This is a genomic window from Aeromicrobium sp. WCS2018Hpa-31, assembly GCF_031843905.1.
Lineage (GTDB): Bacteria > Actinomycetota > Actinomycetes > Propionibacteriales > Nocardioidaceae > Aeromicrobium.
In genome coordinates, this window is record NZ_JAVTJF010000004.1 from 88,145 (window position 1) to 108,210 (window position 20,066).

The window sequence follows — 20,066 nt, forward strand, 5'->3', positions numbered from 1 at the left end:
GACGAAGGAGCCGCCGAAGCGGCGAGGAACGAGCCGCGAGCCGCCTACCAACCCAGCGTCCCCGGCGCCCCCTTGAACGGCCCGCTCACGCGCGAGGTGATCCAGCCGCCGTAGAAGTCGCCGTCCTGGGCCTGGACGACTTCGCCGTCGACGGTGCAGCGGTCCATGCGGCCGGGGTAGAGGGCGAGGTGGTCGAGGAGCATCACGTAGCCGGGCCGGGGCCGGGGGTAGGTCCAGGCTCCAGCGGGCACGACGCGGTCGCCGACGACGAGGTCCCAGTAGCTCGCCTCGCCCTTGAACTCGCAGACCGTGGTGCCGGCGATCGGCCGGAGCACGCCCTCGGCCACGGCGTCGACGGGCAGGTAGTAGGTGGGCGGGTGGCTGGTCTCGAGCACGCGGTAGCTGTGCGTGGTCCGCAGGATCTCGACTCCGCCGAGCTCGACGACGACCAGCTCGTCGCTGGGCTCCACGGCAGGCGGTCGCGGGTAGCTCCAGACGTCCTCGACGTCGCGTCCTTCACTCATCCGAACAGCACCTCGGCCTCCTCGTAGAGCTCGGGCCGGACGAGCTTGAGCTCACCGGTCCCCTCGCTGAGCGGGACCCGGACGATGTCGGTGCCACGCAACGCCATCATCATGCCGAAGTCGCCGTCGTGCACGGCCTGGATGGCGTGCAGCCCCAGGCGGGTGGCGAGCCACCGGTCGAACGCGGTGGGGGTGCCGCCGCGCTGCACGTGGCCCAGCACCACGGCCCGCGCCTCCTTGCCGGTGCGCTCCTCGATCTCCTGGGCCAGCCGCTCCCCCACGCCACCGAGCCGCACGTGGCCGAAGGCGTCCTTCTCGCCCGACTGCAGCGTCATGCCCGTGCCGTCGGGCGACGCGATCGGCACCGCCCCTTCGGACACGACCACGATGGGCGAGAACCGGGTGGCGAACCGGCTCTCGACCTGCGCGCAGACCTTGTCGATGTCGAACGGACGTTCCGGGATCAGGATGATGTTCGCTCCCCCGGCCAGCCCGGAGTGCAGGGCGATCCAGCCGGCGTGGCGCCCCATGACCTCGACCACCAGCACCCGGTGGTGCGACTCGGCCGTCGTGTGCAGCCGGTCGATGGCCTCGGTGGCGATGTTGACGGCGGTGTCGAAGCCGAACGTGAAGTCGGTCCCCGACAGGTCGTTGTCGATCGTCTTCGGCACGCCGACCACCGCCACCCCGAGCTCGGCGAGCCGGGTGGCGACTCCGAGGGTGTCCTCGCCACCGATGGCGATCAGCGCGTCGCAGCCGCGGGACTCCAGCGTCGAGCGGATCCGCTCCACCCCGCCCTCGACGGCGAACGGGTTGGTCCGCGAGGAACCGAGGATGGTGCCGCCGCGCGGCAGGATGCCCCGGACGTCGGCGATGCCCAGCTCGCGGGCGTCGTCCTCGAGCGGGCCACGCCAGCCGTCACGGAACCCGATGAACTCGTCGCCGAACGTCTGGACCCCCTTGCGGACCACCGCCCGGATCACCGCGTTGAGTCCGGGGCAGTCACCGCCCCCGGTCAGTACTCCGATCCGCATGGCTCGCTCCTTCGTCGGTACCGACGTCGTGCCCGCCTCGTGCCGGAGCGGGACTCACTCGGGCTTGATCTGGTCCCACACCTCGTCGGACTCGGCGCGCTCGACCACCTTGGCGGCCGCACGCTCCGTCTCCTTGTCACGCTTCTTGGCATCCTGGGCGTAGAGGTCGACGTACTCCTGGCCCGAGAGGCGCATGATCTCGTACATGATCTCGTCGGTGACGGCGCGCAGGATGAAGCGATCGCCCTCGAGGCCCTCGTAGCGGCTGAAGTCGAGCGGCTCGCCGAAGCGGACGCCTGGGCGCGCCATCTTGCCGAAGACCTTGCCGGGGGGCGCGACGACGTCGGTGTTGATGACCGCGAGCGGGATGACCGGCACCCCGGCCTCCAGCGCGATCCGTGCGACGCCCGTGCGCCCGCGGTACAGCTTGCCGTCGTGGGAGCGGGTGCCCTCGGGATAGATCCCGCACACCTCGCCCTCGGAGAGCAGCCGCAGCTGGGTGGCGATGGCCCCGGCGGCGGCTGAGCCGCTCGACCGGTCGATCGGGACCTGGCCGGCACCGGAGAAGAACTTCTTCTGGAACCAGCCCTTGATGCCGGGCGACTCGAAGTACTCGGCCTTGGCCACGAAGGTCACGCGACGCGGGATGACGAGCGGCATGAACAGCCAGTCGCTGTAGGACAGGTGGTTGCTGGCCAGGATGACCGCACCGTCCTTGGGCACGTTCTCGGTGCCCTCGGCCCAGGGCCGGAAGATCAGCTTCAACAGCGGACCCAGCGCCAGGAACTTCAGGAACCAGTAGAACAACGTCGCCTCCTCAGCGTCACCCGGACACTACCGCGCTCAGGGGGGTGCACGGTGGCGACACCGTGAGGGAGGATGCATCCATGAGCCCCACCTCCTCCGGATCCAGCGCGTCGCAGCCCTCCGTCGTGCCGGGAGCCGAGCCCTTCACGAGCGACGGCGGACCCGTCGGGGTCCTGCTGAGCCACGGCTTCACCGGCTCGCCGTACTCGATGGTGCCCTGGGGTCGCGACCTCGCCGACCGGGGCTACACGGTGCGGGTGCCCCGTCTGCCCGGCCACGGCACGACGTGGCAGCAGATGAACCGCACCACCTGGTCGGACTGGTACGGCGCGCTCGAGAGCGAGCTGGACATCCTGCGCGACACCTGCGAGCGGGTCGTCGTGGGCGGGCTCTCCATGGGCGGCTGCCTCGCCCTGAGGCTGGCCGAGCAGCGTCCGCACGATGTCGACGCGGTGGTCGTGGTCAACCCCGCCATCGCCTCGCGCGACCCGCGGCTGAAGGCCGTCCCCCTCCTCAAGTGGGTCGTCCCCTCCCTCGAGGCGATCGGTGGCGACATCAAGAAGCCCGGCATCGAGGAGAACGCGTACGACCGCACGCCCCTGAAGGCCCTGCACTCGATGATGCAGCTCTGGGGCGACGTGCGCGCCGACCTCGGACGGATCAAGGCCCCGGTGCTGTTCTTCCGCTCCACCGACGACCACGTCGTCGACGACAGCACCCTGTCGCTGGTGCGCGAAGGGCTGCGCCCCGGGCTCGGGGAGTTCGTCACGCTCGAGAACAGCTACCACGTGGCCACGCTCGACCACGACGCACCGGAGATCTTCGAGCGCTCCGCCGCGTTCATCGCCTCGCACACCGGTGGCGCCGATGGCTGAGCCCGACGCGCGAGGGCCCGGCCGCGACGGACGCGACGAGTTCGACGACATCGTCAGCCGCCTCGACCTCGACCTGCCCTTCCCCGCGGAGGCCGACGAGCCCGACCCGACACCGGCCGAGGAGCCGGCCGAGCCAGAGCCGTTCGAGCTCGACGACGAGCCCGACCCGGTCGACGAGCAGTTCTACCGTCGGGTCGACCCAGGTCCGGGTCGGCCCATGCACCGTGGGCGAGCCGTCGCCTGGGGCGGCCTGGTGGGATCGCCCCTGCTGCTCATGTTCGCCTCGCTGGCGGGTCAGTGGTTGTCCAGCCCCGTCCTGCTCGGCGCGGCCCTCACCTTCGTCGCCTCGGCGATCTACTTGATCGCGCAGCTGCCCGAACACGGACCCTCGCAGCGGGATTGGCCGGACGACGGCGCCGCGCTGTGAGTCGGGCCATGTCGGCCGCGCCGATGAGCCCGGCCTCGGGGCCGAGGTGCGCGCGGACGATCCGGGCCTCGGACCGGTAGCCGCGCCCCGTCAGCGTGCGCGAGTAGGCCTCGCGCGCCGGACCCAGCAGCATCTCGCCGGCGTCGCTCACCCCTCCGCCGACGACGAACAGACCGGGGTCGAGCGCCGCGGCGAGGTTGGCCATGCCGACGCCGAGCCAGTCGCCGACGTCGGCGATCCACGAGATCGCCTCCTCGTCGCCGTCCTGCGCGAGCGGTGTGACGTGCGCCCCCTCGACGCGGTCGGCACCACCGGCGGCCTCGGCCAGCCGACGGCCGATGGGTGAGCCCTCGGCCACCGCCGCCGCCGCCCGACGTCCGAGCACGCGCCCGCTGGCGTACTGCTCCCAGCAACCGAGGTTCCCGCACTCGCAGCGGTTGCCGCCGGGCACGACCTGCATGTGGCCGAACTCCCCCGCGATGCCGAAGTGGCCGCGGTACGGCAGTCCGTCGATGACGAGCGCACCGCCGATGCCGGTGCCGAGCGTGATGAGCACCAGGTCGGGCTCGTTCTGCGCCGCTCCGAACCGCCACTCGGCCCAGCCGCTGGTGTTGGCGTCGTTGTCGACCATCACCGGCAGCATGGTCCGGCGGGCGACCCGGTCGCGCAGCGGCTCGTGCCGCCACGCCAGGTGCGGCGCGAAGAGGACGGTCGACTGCGACGCGTCGACGAAGCCCGCGGCGCCGATGCCCACGGCCTTGACCGGGAGCTCGGCGCGGAACTCCGCCGTGATCTCGGTGATCGCGTCGAGCACGGCCTCGGGCTCGGTCGTGGGCGTCTCGCGACGGGTGCGGGCGACGACACGTCCGTCCTCGTCGACCACGCCGGCCGCGATCTTGGTGCCGCCGATGTCGATGCCGACGGCCAACCTGTCCGCCATGTCAGTCCCCTGTTCCTGAGCCGGGTGCGGAGCCGACCGGCTGCGCCGTCGCCCGGCGGGCGGAGCGGCCGAGGTCGGCGGCGCCGACGATGCCGGCGTCGTTGCCGAGGGTCGCGAGGCGCACCTCGGCGACACGACGGTGGAAGCGCGCGGGCAGGTGCTCCTCGAAGGCCTCCCGCACGGGGTCGAGCAGCAGGTCGGCTGCTGCCCCGACCCCACCGCCGATCACGATGACGCTCGGGTCGAGCACGGCGGCGAGCGAGGCGCAGCCCTCGCCGATCCAGGCCCCGAGGTCGCGGAGCAGGTCCACGGCGAACGGGTCGCCCTCCTGGGCGAGGTCGGTGACCAGCGGACCCTTGATCTTCTCGACGCCGCCGGCGCGGGCCACGAGGGCCGCCGCTGCCGGGTCGTCGCTCGCAGCCCGTTCACGCGCCTCGGCCACGAGGGCGCTGCCGCTCGCATACTTCTCGAAGCAGCCGTGCTGGCCGCACCCGCAGAGACGCCCGTCGCGGACGAGCCGCAGGTGGCCGATCTCGGCCGCCGCGCCGAACCCGCCGCGCATGAGGTCGCCGGACTGGATCACGCCCCCACCGACCCCGGTGCCGATGGTCACGAGCAGCAGGTCGTCGGAGTCCGCACCCGCGCCGAACCGGTACTCGCCCCAGGCGGCGGCGTTGGCGTCGTTCTCGACGACGACGGGCAGCTCGACCAGCCGGCCGATCCGCTCGCCCAGCGGCTCGTCGCGCCAGTCGATGTTGGGGGCGAAGGTGACCGTGGACCGGTCCGCCGCGACGAACCCCGCCGCACCGACGCCGATCCCGGCGACCGGGTGCTGCGCCTGCGCTCGGAGCCGGGCCACCAGGTCGGCCACGAGGTCGGCGATGGCGTCGGCGTCGGGCGTGGGCTCCGAGACGCTGGCCAGGATGGTGCCGTCGGGCCCCACGAGGCCGGCGGCGATCTTGGTGCCGCCGATGTCGACCCCCACGCCGAGGCGCGTGTCGTGGTCGTGCGTCGAGCTCATCGGCTCGCCTCTCCCTCGTCGGTACGTCGGTCGCTGGTGTCGTGGGTGCCGTCGCCCTGGCGCAGCGCGGTCTCGAACGCGTCGCGCACGGTGCGCGCGAGGTGCAGCGCCGCCACGGCGACCTCCTCGACCACGTCGGGGTTGGTCTTCACGAAGCCCACCACCTGGCACACCGGGCACCACGACGTGGTGCACACGTGCGCGTCGGCGTCGGGCGACCCGGCGTCGGCGTCGTTCCGCCGGGGCGCCGTGGTGTCGGCGTCGACGGCGAGCGCTCGCAACAGCTTGAGGGTCTCCTGTCCCAGCGACCCCACCTCGTCGTCAGCCAAGAGTCTCGACCCGTTGCTTCAAGCCGCTCAGGGCCGCGTCGATGATGACCTTCTCGGCCTTGCGCTTGAGCGTGCCGAGCAGCGGCACGGCGACGTCGACGGCGAGCTGGTAGGTCACCCGCGTCCCGCCGGCCACCTCGGCCAGCGCGTACGTGCCGTCGAGCGCGGTCAGCACCGTCGCCTTCTCCGCCAGGCTCCACGACACCGATCGGTCGCCGTCCCAGGTGTAGAGCAGCTCGTAGGTGTCGCGGATGGGTGCGGCGTCGAGGGTGAAACGGACCCGGTCGGCCCGATCGCCGCCAGCGACGTCGACCGTTCCCGGCTCGACCACCTCGGCGCTGCGGACGCCGGTGGCCCACGACGGATAGGCGTCGAAGTCGGCGATCACGGCCATGACGTCCGACGGCGCGGCATCGATGACGATGTCGCTCGTGGTGCGCGCCATGGGCCCTCCTCGCTTCCTCGGGATCCTCATCGTAGTGGGACGCCGCTCCACGTCCGCCCCGCGGCTCCCGTGCCCGTTCGACGCCGAGTAGCCTGCCGTACGTGAACGCTGCGGACGGTGACCGACCTGACCCTGCCGCGTCGGACGGACGCCCCGACCGGGGCAACCTGACCGACGACGTGCTCGACCGCCTCGCGGCCGATCCGGAGGCCGTGGCCCTCGCCCGACGTGGGCCGGACGGCTGGTCCGACGTGACGATCGGCGCGTTCCACGCCGACGTCGTCGCCGTCGCCAAGGGACTCGTCGCAGCCGGCGTCCGGCCGGGCGACCGGGTGGCGCTGCTCTCGCGCACGCGGTACGAGTGGACGCTCGTGGACTACGCGGTCTGGTGGGCCGGAGCGGTCACCGTGCCGATCTACGAGACGTCCTCGACCGACCAGGTGGCCTGGATCCTCGCCGACTCCGGCGCCGTCGCAGCCGTCGTGGAGAGCGCGCAGCACCTCGGACGGGTCGACGAGGCCCGCCGCGACGCCCCGGACCTGAAGCACGTGTGGACGATCGACGAGGGCGGCCTCGACGAGGTCCGCAGCGCGGCCGAGGGCGTCAGCGACGCGCAGCTCGAGCAGGCCCGGGCGACCCTCACGTCGGACTCGCTCGCCACCCTCATCTACACCTCGGGCACCACGGGCCGTCCCAAGGGCTGCCGGCTCACGCACGGCAACTTCCGGGCCGAGCTCGAGGGCGCGCTCGAGCAGCTGCCCGAGCTGTTCGGCCGCGAGAACGCCTCGACGCTGCTCTTCCTGCCCCTGGCGCACGTCTTCGCCCGGATCATCCAGGTCGGCGCCATCCGCTCCGGCACCCGACTGGGCCACACGGCCGACGTGAAGGACCTGGTGGCCGACCTCGGCGAGTACCAGCCCACGTTCGTCCTGGCGGTCCCCCGCGTGTTCGAGAAGGTCTTCAACTCCGCGAGCACCAAGGCCTACGCCGACGGCAAGGGTCCGATCTTCGACCGGGCCGTGGCGACGGCCATCGCCTACAGCAAGGCCCAGGACGCGACGACGCGACGAGGGAAGCCCAAGCGGGTGGGCGCGGCGCTGCGCGCCAAGCACGCCCTCTTCGACCGGCTGGTGTTCGCCAAGCTGCGGCAGGCACTGGGTGGCCACGCCGAGTGGGCGATCTCCGGCGGCGCGCCGCTCGGTGACCGGCTGGCGCACTTCTACCGGGGCATCGGCGTCACGGTCCTCGAGGGATACGGACTCACCGAGACCACGGCGGCGCTGTGCGTGAACACGCCGTCCGACCAGCGCATCGGGACGGTCGGGCGCCCGTTCCCCGAGACCGAGGTCCGGGTCGGCGACGACGGGGAGCTGCTGTTCCGCGGCCCCCAGGTGTTTACCGGGTACTGGAACAACGACGAGGCCACGGCCGGGGCGCTCGACCCCGACGGCTGGTTCGCCACCGGCGACCTCGGCGACGTCGACGACGACGGCTTCGTCCGCATCACCGGTCGCAAGAAGGAGATCATCGTGACCGCCGGCGGCAAGAACGTCGCGCCCGCGGTGCTCGAGGACCGGGTGCGCGCCCACCCGCTGGTGAGCCAGTGCCTCGTGGTCGGTGACGGCAAGCCTTTCATCGCCGCGCTCGTGACGATCGACCGGGAGGCCTGGACCGGCCCCCTGGACTCCCCCGAGCTCGAGACGCAGGTCCAGCAGGCCGTCGACGACGCCAACGCGCTGGTCTCGCAGGCGGAGTCGATCCGCAAGTTCGTCGTCCTCGAAGACGACTGGACCGAGGAGAACGGCTACCTGACACCGTCGTTCAAGGTCAAGCGCACCGCGGTGCTGCGCGACCTTCACGACACGGTCGAGGCGCTCTTCTCCAGGTAGGCGCGCCACCGGGCGGTGATCTGCTCGACGCTCAGCCCCAGGTGCTCCCGGGCGGCGTCCGCGACGTCGCCGCCGTCCCGCACGTCCTCGTAGAAGGCCACGATCCGGTCGTTCGACGTCTCGTCGGCGAGCATCTCGAAGACGAGCCACGCGGACTCGTAGACCGCGCCGAGCCCGTGCGTGCCGGCCGACGCGAAGGCCTGCGCGTAGGGAAGGGACTCGGGCGGACCGTCGGCTCGGACCTGGGCCAGGATCTGCCCGGCGCTCACCGCGAGCGGCGCGTCGTCGTCGCGCAGCGCCACGTAGTCGGCGAAGCCCTCGGCCACCCACGTCACCATCGAGGTGCCGACGGCGCCCGTGAGCAGGTGGGCCGCCTCGTGCGTGATGACGACCTGCCGGGCGCGGGGGTCCATGCCGGCGAAGAGGTCGGGGTTGAGCACCACGACGCGGGCGGTCCCGGTGGAGCCGTCGACGGTGGTCGTGACGCCGGCGATCGCGGCCACGTCCTCCTGGGACTGGCCGACGAGCGCCGCGGTCGTGGCCCTGCTGCGGGGGGCGATCACCGTGAGCCGCCCGTCGGCCTGCGGCACCGTCGCCCGGACGCTGCGGTCCGCGGCGCGGGCCGCGCCCAGGGCGTCGAGGTCGGGCACGCCGCCGTCGATGCTCACCACGCGGACCGCGTCGCCGGCCGCCTGGACACGCACGTCGCCTGCCAGCCAGAGCGGGAGACGGTCCCCCACGGCCGCGGCCCCGCGCACCGCGAAGGTGCCGTCGCTCCGGGGGTCGAGGCGGAGCCCCACCTGCGTGGAGCGGACGCTCGTGCCGGCCACGGGCGACGCGTCACCGGCGCGCCACGAGACCTCCACCGTCGCGAGGGTGGAGCCGTCGGCGCGGTCGGCCACGTCGCCACCCGAGACGTAGCGCAGCGACACGTCGGTCACCGAGAGCGCCTCGCGCGCCTGCCAGGCCTGCTCGGCGAACGTGCGCGCTCGGGAGCCCTCACCGGCTGCGGCGACGAACTCCTGCTCCGTCGTGGCCCGCGAGAGCGCGGTCAGCTGGTCGGCCAGCACGACGCGCGCGTCGTCGGGGATCGCGACGACGTCGGGGTCCTGCGACCCGCCGGACCAGGGCCGCTGCCACAGCAGCACGGCGATCGCGACACCGACGAGGACGAGCGCGGCCGTGGTGTTGGCCGAAGGCCTCCTCACGGTGCGCCCGTCACGATCTCGTCGTCATGCGACACCCGGCGCGGATCGGCTCAGACGACGCGTCCGGCCTTGGTGAACCCGTAGGACACGCTCGTGACCTCGATGCTCTTGCCCGGCCGGGGCGCGTGGATGACCTTGCCGTTGCCGATGTAGATGCCGTTGTGCGACATGTCGGGGTAGAAGACGATGTCGCCGGGCTGGAGCTCGCTCATCGAGATCTTGCGCGACGCGGCGTACTGCGGACCCACGACGCGGGGCAGGGAGACGCCGGCCGCGGCGAACGCCTTCATGACCAGGCCGGAGCAGTCGTAGCCCTTCGGCCCGGTGCCGCCGTAGATGTAGGGCTTGCCCAGCTGGGCGGTCGCGAAGTCGATCGCGGCCTTGGCGCGGCCGCTCGCGTCGACCTCGAAGCCGATCTCGACGTCGCTGGTGTTGAAGGCGGCCTGCTCGGCGGCCGTCAGCCGTGCCAGCTCGGCCTTGGCGTCCTCGTACTTGGCCTTGATCTGGGCGCGCTTCGCGTCAGCCTTCTTGCGGTCGCGCTCGAGCTCGGTCTTGCGGTCCTTGAGGCTGGCGCGTCGGTTCTTGAGCTCCTCGGCCGAGGCGGCGAAGGACTCGACGGCGTCGGCGCGCGTGCTGTTGAGCGCCTGGACCGCACCGAGGCCCTCGAGGAACTCCTCGGGGTCCTGGCTGCCGAAAAGCCTCACCGTGGGACCGAGCGGGGAGTCGAGCTGCTGCTGCACGACCGAGGCGCCCAGGGCGTCGCGCTGCTTGCGATAGACGGCCAGCTGGTCGGCGATGTCGTCGTCGAGGTCGGCGATCTCGGCGCGCGTGTCCTTGACGTCCTCGTCGAGCTGGTTGACCTGCTCGGCCACCACCTCGACGTCGTGGAACGCGGCCTCGACGTCCTCGGTGGTCACCGGGTCCGCCTGCGCGGGGCCGACCACACCGACGGTGACGCCGATGGTCAGGGCCGCCACCGCTGCGGTGGCCAGGGTCGATCGTGTGCTGCGGGTACGGGCCAGGCCTCGTCGGTGCACGTGCACCCTCCAGTGTCCTCGACGCCTACCGGGTGAGCTGACGGGTTCGGGCCAAGGTCTGCCCTACCCACGGGCGCGAGCGCCCGTGCGATTCACCCCAGGAACATGGTTCCCCGGTCCGCCCTGGACGTCTTCCCCACGTCCGCGGCGGTTCGGCGGTGCCTCCGATGTCGCTCTGGGTGAGCAGCATGCTCCGGACGCACGGTTGCCGAGTCTAACGGAGGCCGCGAGGAAGCGGGTGACGACCCGACGCCTCGACGGACCGCGTGGGCCCTGCGCGGGGTGAGGTGCGTCACCCGGCCTGGACGTCGGGTCCGGAGACGGGGGTGACGAGCCGCAGCGGGGGCACGAGACCCTCGTCGGCCAGGGTGGTGAGTGCGGCCATCTCCTCGGCGTCGACCTCGACACCCTGGGGCGGACCGCCGAGCAGCACGCTGACCACGCAGTCGCCGCACGCGCTGGGACTGCGGACGAGGCAGCTGTCGCAGTCGATCACGACGGATTCGGGGTTCATGTCGCCGACGCTAGGCAGGCGTCCCGACAGAAACGGTTCCCTCGTCCTGCGGCGGGGTTGCAGTGAGTGGTCCCCCGGCGGCTGCGTCGCTGTGGCTGGGCTTCGACCTGCGGCTGCGTCGGTCCGGCTGGGTCTCGACCTGCGGCTGCGTCGCTGTGGCTAGGTCTCGACCTGCGACTGCGTCGGTCGAGGTGGGCCCCGACCTGCGACTGCGTCGCTCCGGCTGGGTCGTTCCTTGCTGCTGCGTCGCTGTGGCTCGTCGTGGACCTGCTCTCCGAAAGGGCCTCGACCGGCAGTTGGGTCCGGGGTCGGTCGGGTCTCGGAGCGTGGCTCGGGGGGACGCAGGATTCTGCGTTCGTGCGCAAAGGGGCGAAGGATGCTGCGTTAGCTACGGGATCCCGTCGTGAACGCAGCATCGTTCGGGTTTCTGCACGCGAAGGCAGAACCTTGCGTCCGCAGGGGCGATGGTGCCCGGCGGTGGGGTAGGGATTCTCCCTTCTCGCGGACCGTTCCACGACAAATGAGAATCCCTGCCCCTGCAGGGCCCCTGGTCGTCGCCACGATTCGTCCTTCGCGTGGCACGGTCCACGCGAAGGAAGAATCGTGCGTGGATCCCGCGCAGACGGAGAATCGTGGCCGCGCCCCGCAGACCCACCCGAGCCAGACCCGCTGCTCCGGTCGAGGCCCTTTCGGAGACCACGCCCACTCGCAGCCACAGCGACGCAACAGCAGGAGAACGCGAAGCCGCAGCGACGCAGCAGCACGTGAAGGCCCAGCGGCAGAGACGCAGCGCCACGCGAAGACCCACCCCACCGACGACACCAAGGGAATCGCCCACTCTGTCGGACGCCGCGCCTAGCGTCGGCGCTGTGACGAGCCCCTTCCCCCACCAGGCCAGCTTCGACGACCTCGGTCGAGCGCTGAGCGACGTCACGTTCTGCGTCGTCGACCTCGAGACCACGGGTGGCTCGCCGAAGGCCGGGTCGCGCATCACCGAGATCGGTGCGGTCAAGGTGCGCGGTGGCGAGGTGCTGGGCGAGCTCCAGACGCTCGTGAACCCCGAGGAGAGCATCCCGGCGTTCATCACGGTGCTCACCGGCATCACCGACGCCATGGTCGTCGAGGCGCCCCGCATCGCCGAGGTGCTCCCCAGCTTCCTCGAGCTGGCCGCCGGCAGCGTGCTCGTGGCGCACAACGCCCCCTTCGACGTCGGCTTCCTCAAGCACGCCGCGCAGGAGCTCGGGATCCCCTGGCCGCGCTTCGAGGTGCTCGACACGGCCGTGCTGGCCCGGCGGGCGCTGCTGCGCGACGAGGTGCGCAACGTCAAGCTCTCCACCCTCGCCGCCCACTTCGGCGCCACCACCACGCCCGACCACCGGGCCCTGCACGACGCGCGCGCCACCGTCGACGTGCTGCACGGCCTGTTCGAGCGGCTCGGCTCCCTCGGCGTGAACTCCCTCGAGGACGCCGTCACGTTCACGTCGCGGGTCTCCCCCGAGCAGCGTCGCAAGCGCCACCTGGCGCAGCACCTGCCGCACGAGCCCGGCGTCTACCTGTTCCGCGACGTCCGCGACCACGTGCTCTACGTCGGCACGTCACGCGACCTGCGCAAGCGGGTCGCGAGCTACTTCACGGCGTCGGAGACCCGCACCCGCATGGGCGAGATGGTCCGCCTCGCCGAGCGGGTCGACTCCGTCGTCTGCGCCACGGCGCTCGAGGCGCACGTGCGCGAGCTCCGCCTCATCGCGGCGCACCGTCCCCCGTACAACCGCCGCTCGCGGTTTCCCGAGCGCCTCACGTGGATCAAGCTCACCCGCGAGCCCTGGCCCCGCCTGTCGGTGGTGCGCCGCGTCCTCGACGACGATGCCGACTACGTCGGGCCGTTCGGCAACCGACGCCAGAGCGAGCTCGCCCTCGCCGCGCTGCACGAGACCTTCCTCGTGCGTCAGTGCACCACCCGCATGGGCCGACGCCCGCGCGGCAGCACGTGCGCCCTCGCCGACCTCGGCCGCTGTCTCGCGCCCTGCACCGGCGACCTCGACCCCGCCATCTACGACGCCGAGGTCGCACGCCTGCGCGAGGCGCTCACCGGCGACCCGCTCGAGGTCGTCGACCGGCTGCGCCTGCGGATGACCGAGCTGGGCGACCAGCAGCGCTACGAGGACGCCGCTGCCGTTCGCGACCGGCTCACCGCGTCCCTGCGGGCGGTCGACCGCACCCAGCGGCTGCGCCAGCTCACCGAGGTCGACGAGCTCGTGGCGGCGGCGCCCGGCGAGCGGGGCTGGGAGGTCCACGTGGTTCGGCACGGTCGCCTCGCCGCCGCCGGGCTCCTGCCCCGCACGGTCCACCCGTCCGCGTGGGTCGAGGCACTCCTGGCCACCGCCGAGGAGGTACCCGCTCCTGCGCACGCCGCCCACCCCGCCCCGGTCGCCTCGGTCGAGGAGACCGAGACCCTCCTGCGATGGCTCGAGACGCCCGGCGTGCGCATGGTGCGAGGCAGCTGGCACGTGCCCGTCGCCGGCGCTGCTCGGCACGTCGCCGACCTGCCGGTCGAGTCCGACGTCCACCGGGCGAACCGGTCTAGGCTGACGGCGTGATCACCGCCATCGTCTTCATCCAGGCCGAGGTCTCGCGGCTTCCCGAGACCGCCGCCCAGATCGCCGACCTCGACGGCGTCAGCGAGGTCTACTCCGTCACCGGCGACCACGACCTCGTCGCCATGGTGCGGGTGCAGCGCATCGACGACGTCGCCGCCGTCGTGGCCGACCGGCTCAACAAGGTCGAGGGGGTGCTGTCGACGCAGACCCAGATCGCGTTCCAGACGTTCAGCCGCCACGACCTCGAGGACGCGTTCAGCATCGGCCTCTGACGTCCGCACGCGGCCGTCGCGTCGTCAGCGAGGGGGCGCGAGCTCCTGCGTCACGGTCGACCAGCGCGCCAGCACCTCGCGCGCTGCGCCGCTGTCGATCGACGTGCGCGCCTGCTCCATCCCGGCCCCCAGCCGCTCGAGCAACGGCCCGCTCCCCCCGGCGTGGGCCGCCAGGGCCGCTCCGGCGTTGAGCAGCACGGCGTCGCGCACGGGTGAGGTCTCACCGTCGAGCACGCGCCGGAACACGTCGGCGTTGTAGGTCGGGTCGCCCCCGCGCAACGCCTCGGGCGAGGAGAGGTCGACACCGAGGTCCCGCGGGTCCAGCAGCTCCTCGACGACCTGCCCGTCCGCGACGGTCCAGACCCGAGTCGTGGAGGTGGTGGTGATCTCGTCCAGACCGTCGTCGCCCCGGAAGACGAACGCGTCGTCACCGCGGTCGGCGAACACCTGCGCCATGAGCGGAGCGGTCCGCAGGTCCGAGCACCCCACGGCCGACGCCGCCGGACGGGCCGGGTTCACGAGCGGGCCGAGTACGTTGAACGGCGTCGCGATGCCGATCTCGCGTCGCGGCGGCCCCGTGAAGCGCAGCCCGGGGTGGAACAGGGGGGCGAAGCAGAAGGTGATGCCGGCTCGCTCCAGCACCGTCGGCACTGCCTCCGCCGGAACGTCGAGACGGATCTGCAGCACCTCGAAGACGTCGGCCGTGCCGCTGTCGCTGGAGGCCGCCCGGTTGCCGTGCTTGACCACGGGCACGCCCGCACCGGCTGCCGTGACCGCCGACATCGAGGAGATGTTCACCGTCTTGGCCCGGTCTCCCCCGGTGCCGACGATGTCGACGACCCGGCCGGGCACGTCGACGAGGACGGCCTTCGACAGCAGCGCGTCGACGAGGCCCTGCAGCTCGGCCTGGGAGATCCCCTTGGCGCGCAGCGCGACCGCGAAGGCAGCGATCTGGGCGGGCGTGCTCTCCCCGTCCAGGATCGAGGCCATCGCCCACGCCGTCGACCGGGCGTCGAGGTCGTGCCCGAGGACCAGGGCGTCGAGCACGTCGGGCCAGGTGTGGGCGCTCACGCCGTGAGCACGGACCGCGCGAGCCCGATGACCGCCTCGGCCAGCCGCAGCGGGTCGATCGGGTGCGAGACGGCGGCCTCGGCCCGCGACCACGTGGCGAGCCAGGCGTCCTGCGGGCGACCCGTGAGCACGAGCACCGGCGGCGCCTGGAAGATCTCGTCCTTCATCTGACGAGCCACGCCCAGCCCACCGGCCGGGTTGGCCTCGCCGTCGAGGATCACGAGGTCGGGTCGACGGCGCGTGTCGTCGAGGTGCTGCCACACGACCGGCTCGGTGGCGCACTCCACGTACTCGAAGGGTGGAAGGTCCGGGTGCGGACGCGTGCCGAGCGCTGTGATGACGGCATTCCTGACGTCTCGGTCGTCGCTGTAGACCAGGACGTGGAACCTGCTGCTCTCGGTCACGTTCGAATCGTACATAATGAGCGCGTGGCCACTACTTCCGTGATCCCCGCGTCCCGACTCCACGGCACCGAGGGACGTCCCTCGATGGTGACCGTCGGCACGATCGTCTGGCTCTCCAGCGAGCTGATGTTCTTCGCCGGACTGTTCGCCGCCTACTTCACGGTCAAGAACGTGACCCCGGAGCTGTGGGCCCAGGAGACGCAGCTGCTGAACGTGCCGTTCGCGACGATCAACACGGCGATCCTGGTGCTGTCGTCCCTGACCTGCCAGTTCGGCGTCTTCGCCGCCGAGCGCGGTCGCGCCGGACGCACCGGCACGCTGCTGCAGATGGGCAAGTGGGGCATGCGTGAGTGGTTCGTCCTCACGTACGTCATGGGCGCGATCTTCATCGGCGGCCAGGCCACCGAGTACGCCGAGCTCGTGCACGAGGGCGTGACCATCCCGTCCTCGGCCTACGGCTCGCTCTTCTACCTCGCCACCGGCTTCCACGGCATCCACGTCGTGGGCGGCCTGCTGGCCTTCCTGCTCGTGATCGGCCGCACCTTCGTCGCGCGCCGCTTCACCCACGAGCAGGCCATCTCGGCGATCGTCGTGTCCTACTACTGGCACTTCGTCGACATCGTCTGGGTCGCTCTCTTCGCGACGATCTACCTGATCCGCTGACGCCTCGCCCACCGGCACGGCGTTAGCCCAACCTAACCCTGCGGACCTGCGACGTCGCTAGGTACGCTGGTCACCCCTGACAGGAATGAGGTTCTCGGTGCGCACTCTGTCGACCCGCCGCCGTCATCCCCTCGCCGGACTCGCTGTCCTGCTGCTGGGACTCGTGACGGTAGGAGCCCTCTGGGCCGCCGCCGCACCCAAGGCCGCTCAGGCCGAGGAGTACACCGCGCGCGACGTCGAGGTCGGGCGCGAGCTCTTCCTCATCGGCTGCGCGAGCTGCCACGGCCAGAACGCCCAGGGCATCACGACGAAGGACGGCGGCAACTACGGTCCGTCGCTCATCGGCGTGGGTGCAGCCGCGGTCGACTTCCAGGTCGGCACCGGCCGCATGCCGATGGCACAGTCGGGCCCCCAGGCGCCGCGCAAGGCACCGGAGTACGACGCCGAGGAGACCAAGCAGCTCGCGGCCTACATCGCCTCGCTGGCACCGGGCCCGGCCATCCCCGCCGAGGACGTCCTCGACTACGGGAACGTCGACGAGGAGGGCCTCAAGGAGGGCGGCGAGTTCTTCCGCACCAACTGCACCGCCTGCCACAACTCCGTCGGCGCCGGCGGTGCCCTGCCGAACGGCCGATACGCGCCTACCCTGAAGGGTGTGAGCGCCAAGCACCTCTACGAGGCCATGCAGACCGGCCCGCAGCAGATGCCTGTCTTCAACGACGAGATCGTCACGCCTGAGGACAAGCGCAACATCATCGCCTACATCAAGAACGTCCAGGAGCAGCCGAACTACGGCGGCGTCGGTGGCGGCGGCCTCGGTCCCGTGGTCGACGGCGTGTTCGTCTGGGTCGTCGGCATCGGCGGCCTCGTCGGCTTCGCCATCTGGATCGGCGCCCACGGCGCGCGCGTGAAGACCAAGAAGAAGGCAGCATGAGCGACGACCTCGAGCAGCACGGCAGCAGCACCCCCGCCACCACGGAGCCCATCCAGGACCCGGGCCTGCAGCCGCACCAGTGGCGTCCGACCGACGTCGACCCGGCACAGGAGCGCCGCGCCGAGCGTCAGGTCTCGGGCATGTTCTTCGCCGCGGCACTGCTCTTCGTGGTGTTCTGCTTCTCCTACTTCCTGATCGACGAGGACCAGACGTTCCTCAACTGGTCCGCCTCGAACTTCGCGCTGGGCGCCACCCTCGGCGGCGGCATGCTGCTCATCGGCGTCGGCATCATCCAGTGGGCCAAGAAGCTCATGGGCGACCACGAGATGGTCGAGATGCGCCACCCCGCCAAGTCCTCAGACGAGGACCGCGCGGCGGTCATGGCCGACATCAACGCCGGCATCGAGGAGTCGACCTTCGGCCGACGTCCGCTCATCCGCAACAGCCTGTTCCTCTCCGTCGGTGCGCTGGCGCTGCCGTCCGTGGTGCTCCTGCGTGACCTCGGTCCGCTCCCCCACAGCCAGGACGAGACGGTGTGGAAGAAGGGCATGCGGGTCGTCAACGACGTGTCCGGCCTGCCGATGCGTCCGGAGGAGATCGAGGTCGGTCAGCTCATCAACGCCGAGCCGGCCGTGTTCTTCCCCGCCGAGGGCGAGGAGGAGGCCGAGTACCACGGCCACGAGCTCCTGGCCGCGAAGGCCAAGGCCGCGATCATCGTCGTGCGCATGCGCCCGGAGGACATCACGCCCGAGCAGGGCAAGGAGAACTGGGGCATCGACGGGATCCTCTGCTACTCCAAGATCTGCACGCACGTCGGATGCCCGATCTCCCTGTGGGAGCAGCAGACGCACCACCTGCTCTGCCCGTGCCACCAGTCGACGTTCGACCTGGCCGACAACGGCAAGGTCATCTTCGGTCCGGCGCACCGCCCCCTCCCCCAGCTGCCGCTGGGTGTCGACTCCGAGGGCTACATCATCGCCATGAGCGACTTCCCCGACATCGTGGCGCCGAGCTACCCCGAGCTTGCGCGCGACCAGAAGAGACTGGATGGTGAGTCATGAGCAACGACACCTACACCCCGGTCGAGGACACGGGCTTCGGCAAGAAGGCCGCCGGTCCGGTGGGCTGGCTCGACGACCGTCTCGGGCTCGCCGGTGTGGCGAAGAAGAACCTGCGCAAGGTCTTCCCCGAGCACTGGTCGTTCATGCTCGGAGAGATCGCGCTCTGGAGCTTCGTCGTCCTGCTGCTGACCGGCGTCTTCCTGACGTTCTGGTTCCAGCCGAGCATGGCCGAGGTCGTCTACGACGGCTCCTACGCCCCGTTCCGGGGCCTGGAGATGTCGCAGGCCTACGCCTCGACGCTGCACATCTCCTTCGACATCCGTGGCGGTCTGCTCATGCGGCAGATCCACCACTGGGCGGCGGCGCTGTTCGTCGGCGCGATGATCGCCCACATGCTCCGCGTGTTCTTCACCGGCGCGTACCGCAAGCCGCGTGAGATCAACTGGGTCATCGGTGTCGGCCTGCTGACGCTCGGCATGGTCGAGGGCTTCGCCGGCTACTCCCTGCCCGACGACCTGCTGTCGGGCACGGGCCTTCGGTTCGTCGACGGCATGATCCGCTCGGTCCCGATCGTGGGCTCCTACGTGGAGTTCTTCATCTTCGGCGGCGAGTTCCCGGGCGAGGAGATCATCCCCCGCCTGTACATGGCGCACATCCTGCTGATCCCGGCGCTGCTGCTCGGCCTCATCGCCGCGCACATGCTGCTGCTGATCTACCACAAGCACACACAGTGGCCCGGCGCCGGACGCACCAACGACAACGTCGTGGGCTACCCGATGCTCCCCGTGTACGCGGCCAAGGCCGGCGGCTTCTTCTTCGTCGTCTTCGGCTTCACCGCCCTCATGGGTGCCATCATCCAGATCAACCCGGTGTGGGCGTACGGCCCGTACAACCCGTCGGAGGTCACGGCGGGCTCGCAGCCGGACTGGTACATGGGCTTCTCCGAGGGCCTCGTGCGCCTCATGCCGGCCTGGGAGAGCACGTTCCTCGGCTACACGTGGAGCTGGAACATCTTCATCCCCGGTGTCGGCGGCCTGGGCGTGCTCTTCACGACGCTCTTCCTGTGGCCGTTCATCGAGCGCTGGATCACCGGCGACGAGCGTGAGCACCACCTGCTCGAGCGTCCGCGCAACGCCCCGACGCGCACCGCGTTCGGCGTGGCCGGCATGACGTTCTACGGCGTCGGCTGGGCGGCGGGCGGCAACGACATCATCGCCACCCAGTTCCGCCTCGACATCTTCGCCCTGACCTGGATCTTCCGGATCGGCCTGTTCGTCTTCCCGGTCCTCGCGTTCTTCATCACCCGCCGCATCTGCATCGGGCTGCAGCGGGCCGACCAGAACAAGATCCTGCACGGCTACGAGACGGGTGTCATCGAGCGCTCGCCCGACGGCAGCTACGCCGAGCGTCATGCTCCGCTCCCGGTCCTCGAGCAGTACCGCCTGACCGCCCACGACCGGGTCCCCGCCCTCGAGGCCCCGGCCGAGACGGACAAGAACGGGGTGGCCGCTCCGGCCGGACGCAAGGCCAAGCTGCGCCACAAGGCGCGCTCGTTCTACTACCACGGCGCGATCGACAAGCCGACCGTGGCCGAGGTCGAGCACGCCGAGGAGCACCTCGGTGAGATCGAGGGGCACCCCGTGCACCTCGGCGAGGACTTCCAGGGCGTGTCGGAGACCGGCATCCCGAAGTCGCACTGAGCACCATCACCGCATGAAGGCCCCCGCTCCGGCGGGGGCCTTCGTCGTTCCCGGGTGGCGCAGGATTCTGCGTTCCCGGCGACGCAGGATTCTGCGTCGTGCGTGTGAGGGCGAAGGATGCTGCGTTCGTGACGGGATCCCGTCGTGAACGCAGCATCGTTCGGGCTTCTGCACGTGAAGGCAGAATCCTGCGTCCGGCGCGGCGACGTCTGCTTCAACGGCGACGATCCACCCATGAACCTGGGGGAACCGCCGGGCGCGGCCGGCTCGACGGAGCTTCGCCCTGCTGCTGCGTCGTCGTGGCTGGGTCGCTT

The 20,066-nt window shown here is 71.3% G+C and carries 21 protein-coding genes and 1 riboswitch; of the genes, 9 read left to right on the forward strand and 12 right to left on the reverse strand.

Translation table 11 applies throughout. The features are described 5' to 3' along the window. Positions 1 to 44 precede the first annotated feature (44 nt). The 3 genes from RQG84_RS06015 to RQG84_RS06025 are packed head-to-tail and all read right to left on the reverse strand — an operon-like array spanning position 45 to position 2,365. Positions 45 to 524, reverse strand: a complete 480-nt coding sequence (locus tag RQG84_RS06015) for a DUF427 domain-containing protein (RefSeq protein ID WP_311209278.1) — start codon at positions 522 to 524, stop codon at positions 45 to 47. Beyond that, positions 521 to 1,558, reverse strand: a complete 1,038-nt coding sequence (locus tag RQG84_RS06020) for a 6-phosphofructokinase (RefSeq protein ID WP_311209279.1) — start codon at positions 1,556 to 1,558, stop codon at positions 521 to 523. Before RQG84_RS06020 ends, RQG84_RS06015 begins: the two co-directional genes overlap by 4 nt. 54 nt (positions 1,559 to 1,612) lie before the next feature. Further along, a complete protein-coding gene (locus RQG84_RS06025; RefSeq protein ID WP_311209280.1) occupies positions 1,613 to 2,365 on the reverse strand; it encodes a lysophospholipid acyltransferase family protein in 753 nt (250 codons plus the stop codon). An 80-nt stretch (positions 2,366 to 2,445) separates the two neighbouring features. On the opposite strand from RQG84_RS06025, the gene RQG84_RS06030 reads away from it, so the two are divergent. Beyond that, the gene (locus tag RQG84_RS06030) at positions 2,446 to 3,240 is read left to right on the forward strand and encodes an alpha/beta fold hydrolase (protein WP_311209281.1); all 795 of its coding nucleotides are present in this window, start codon (positions 2,446 to 2,448) and stop codon (positions 3,238 to 3,240) included. Then, positions 3,233 to 3,667 carry a hypothetical protein gene (locus RQG84_RS06035; protein ID WP_311209282.1) on the forward strand — a complete coding sequence of 145 codons (435 nt, stop codon included), beginning with the start codon at positions 3,233 to 3,235 and terminating at the stop codon, positions 3,665 to 3,667. The genes RQG84_RS06030 and RQG84_RS06035 overlap by 8 nt, the downstream gene beginning before the upstream one ends. Here the strand turns inward: RQG84_RS06035 and RQG84_RS06040 are convergent. Genes RQG84_RS06040 through RQG84_RS06055 form a run of 4 tightly spaced genes read right to left on the reverse strand, consistent with a single transcriptional unit; the run spans position 3,573 to position 6,402 of the window. Continuing rightward, positions 3,573 to 4,607 carry an ROK family glucokinase gene (locus RQG84_RS06040; protein WP_055965714.1) on the reverse strand — a complete coding sequence of 345 codons (1,035 nt, stop codon included), beginning with the start codon at positions 4,605 to 4,607 and terminating at the stop codon, positions 3,573 to 3,575. The two genes, RQG84_RS06035 and RQG84_RS06040, sit on opposite strands and share 95 nt — an antisense overlap. A 1-nt stretch (position 4,608) precedes the next feature. Continuing rightward, positions 4,609 to 5,628, reverse strand: coding sequence for an ROK family glucokinase (locus tag RQG84_RS06045; protein ID WP_311209283.1), 1,020 nt, complete (start codon positions 5,626 to 5,628; stop codon positions 4,609 to 4,611). Next, positions 5,625 to 5,957, reverse strand: a complete 333-nt coding sequence (locus RQG84_RS06050; RefSeq protein ID WP_156366910.1) for a hypothetical protein — start codon at positions 5,955 to 5,957, stop codon at positions 5,625 to 5,627. The genes RQG84_RS06045 and RQG84_RS06050 overlap by 4 nt, the downstream gene beginning before the upstream one ends. Next, complete coding sequence (locus RQG84_RS06055; protein ID WP_311209284.1) at positions 5,950 to 6,402, reverse strand: SRPBCC family protein; 453 nt, start codon at positions 6,400 to 6,402, stop codon at positions 5,950 to 5,952. The genes RQG84_RS06050 and RQG84_RS06055 overlap by 8 nt, the downstream gene beginning before the upstream one ends. Before the next feature lie 101 nt (positions 6,403 to 6,503). Here RQG84_RS06055 and RQG84_RS06060 point away from each other — a divergent pair, with 101 nt between their 5' ends. Continuing rightward, on the forward strand, positions 6,504 to 8,291 hold the full coding sequence (locus RQG84_RS06060; RefSeq protein ID WP_311209285.1) for an AMP-dependent synthetase/ligase: 1,788 nt from the start codon (positions 6,504 to 6,506) through the stop codon (positions 8,289 to 8,291). Here RQG84_RS06060 and RQG84_RS06065 read toward each other — a convergent pair. From RQG84_RS06065 to RQG84_RS06075, 3 genes are all read right to left on the reverse strand, one after another. Further along, the gene (locus tag RQG84_RS06065) at positions 8,258 to 9,499 is read right to left on the reverse strand and encodes a hypothetical protein (protein WP_311209286.1); all 1,242 of its coding nucleotides are present in this window, start codon (positions 9,497 to 9,499) and stop codon (positions 8,258 to 8,260) included. The genes RQG84_RS06060 and RQG84_RS06065 overlap by 34 nt on opposite strands. A 50-nt stretch (positions 9,500 to 9,549) precedes the next feature. Continuing rightward, positions 9,550 to 10,536, reverse strand: coding sequence for an NlpC/P60 family protein (locus RQG84_RS06070; protein ID WP_311209287.1), 987 nt, complete (start codon positions 10,534 to 10,536; stop codon positions 9,550 to 9,552). Positions 10,537 to 10,543: 7 nt separating this feature from the next. Further along, a riboswitch (cyclic di-AMP (ydaO/yuaA leader) is annotated at positions 10,544 to 10,704 on the reverse strand. Positions 10,705 to 10,828: 124 nt separating this feature from the next. Beyond that, positions 10,829 to 11,050 carry a hypothetical protein gene (locus RQG84_RS06075; RefSeq protein WP_311209288.1) on the reverse strand — a complete coding sequence of 74 codons (222 nt, stop codon included), beginning with the start codon at positions 11,048 to 11,050 and terminating at the stop codon, positions 10,829 to 10,831. Between the two features lie 869 nt (positions 11,051 to 11,919). On the opposite strand from RQG84_RS06075, the gene RQG84_RS06080 reads away from it, so the two are divergent. Together RQG84_RS06080 and RQG84_RS06085 are read left to right on the forward strand one after the other, a co-directional pair. Next, positions 11,920 to 13,647, forward strand: coding sequence for a DEDD exonuclease domain-containing protein (locus RQG84_RS06080; protein WP_311209289.1), 1,728 nt, complete (start codon positions 11,920 to 11,922; stop codon positions 13,645 to 13,647). Then, positions 13,644 to 13,919: an Lrp/AsnC family transcriptional regulator gene (locus RQG84_RS06085; RefSeq protein ID WP_055965697.1), complete on the forward strand. Its 276-nt coding sequence runs from the start codon at positions 13,644 to 13,646 to the stop codon at positions 13,917 to 13,919. Before RQG84_RS06080 ends, RQG84_RS06085 begins: the two co-directional genes overlap by 4 nt. A gap of 24 nt (positions 13,920 to 13,943) precedes the next feature. Here RQG84_RS06085 and trpD read toward each other — a convergent pair whose 3' ends face one another. Beyond that, positions 13,944 to 14,990: an anthranilate phosphoribosyltransferase gene (gene trpD / locus RQG84_RS06090; RefSeq protein WP_257727624.1), complete on the reverse strand. Its 1,047-nt coding sequence runs from the start codon at positions 14,988 to 14,990 to the stop codon at positions 13,944 to 13,946. Further along, the gene (locus RQG84_RS06095; RefSeq protein ID WP_056555574.1) at positions 14,987 to 15,409 is read right to left on the reverse strand and encodes a response regulator transcription factor; all 423 of its coding nucleotides are present in this window, start codon (positions 15,407 to 15,409) and stop codon (positions 14,987 to 14,989) included. Before RQG84_RS06095 ends, trpD begins: the two co-directional genes overlap by 4 nt. Positions 15,410 to 15,478: 69 nt before the next feature. On the opposite strand from RQG84_RS06095, the gene RQG84_RS06100 reads away from it, so the two are divergent. The 4 genes from RQG84_RS06100 (at position 15,479) to RQG84_RS06115 (ending at position 19,752) form a co-directional block, all read left to right on the forward strand. Beyond that, the gene (locus tag RQG84_RS06100) at positions 15,479 to 16,057 is read left to right on the forward strand and encodes a heme-copper oxidase subunit III (RefSeq protein ID WP_055966478.1); all 579 of its coding nucleotides are present in this window, start codon (positions 15,479 to 15,481) and stop codon (positions 16,055 to 16,057) included. A gap of 97 nt (positions 16,058 to 16,154) precedes the next feature. Continuing rightward, positions 16,155 to 16,991 (forward strand): cytochrome c, encoded by an 837-nt coding sequence (locus RQG84_RS06105; protein WP_311209290.1) that lies wholly within the window; start codon positions 16,155 to 16,157, stop codon positions 16,989 to 16,991. Further along, positions 16,988 to 18,052, forward strand: a complete 1,065-nt coding sequence (locus RQG84_RS06110) for a Rieske 2Fe-2S domain-containing protein (protein ID WP_311209291.1) — start codon at positions 16,988 to 16,990, stop codon at positions 18,050 to 18,052. The genes RQG84_RS06105 and RQG84_RS06110 overlap by 4 nt, the downstream gene beginning before the upstream one ends. Further along, positions 18,049 to 19,752 carry a cytochrome bc complex cytochrome b subunit gene (locus RQG84_RS06115; protein ID WP_311209292.1) on the forward strand — a complete coding sequence of 568 codons (1,704 nt, stop codon included), beginning with the start codon at positions 18,049 to 18,051 and terminating at the stop codon, positions 19,750 to 19,752. Before RQG84_RS06110 ends, RQG84_RS06115 begins: the two co-directional genes overlap by 4 nt. Positions 19,753 to 20,066: the final 314 nt, after the last annotated feature.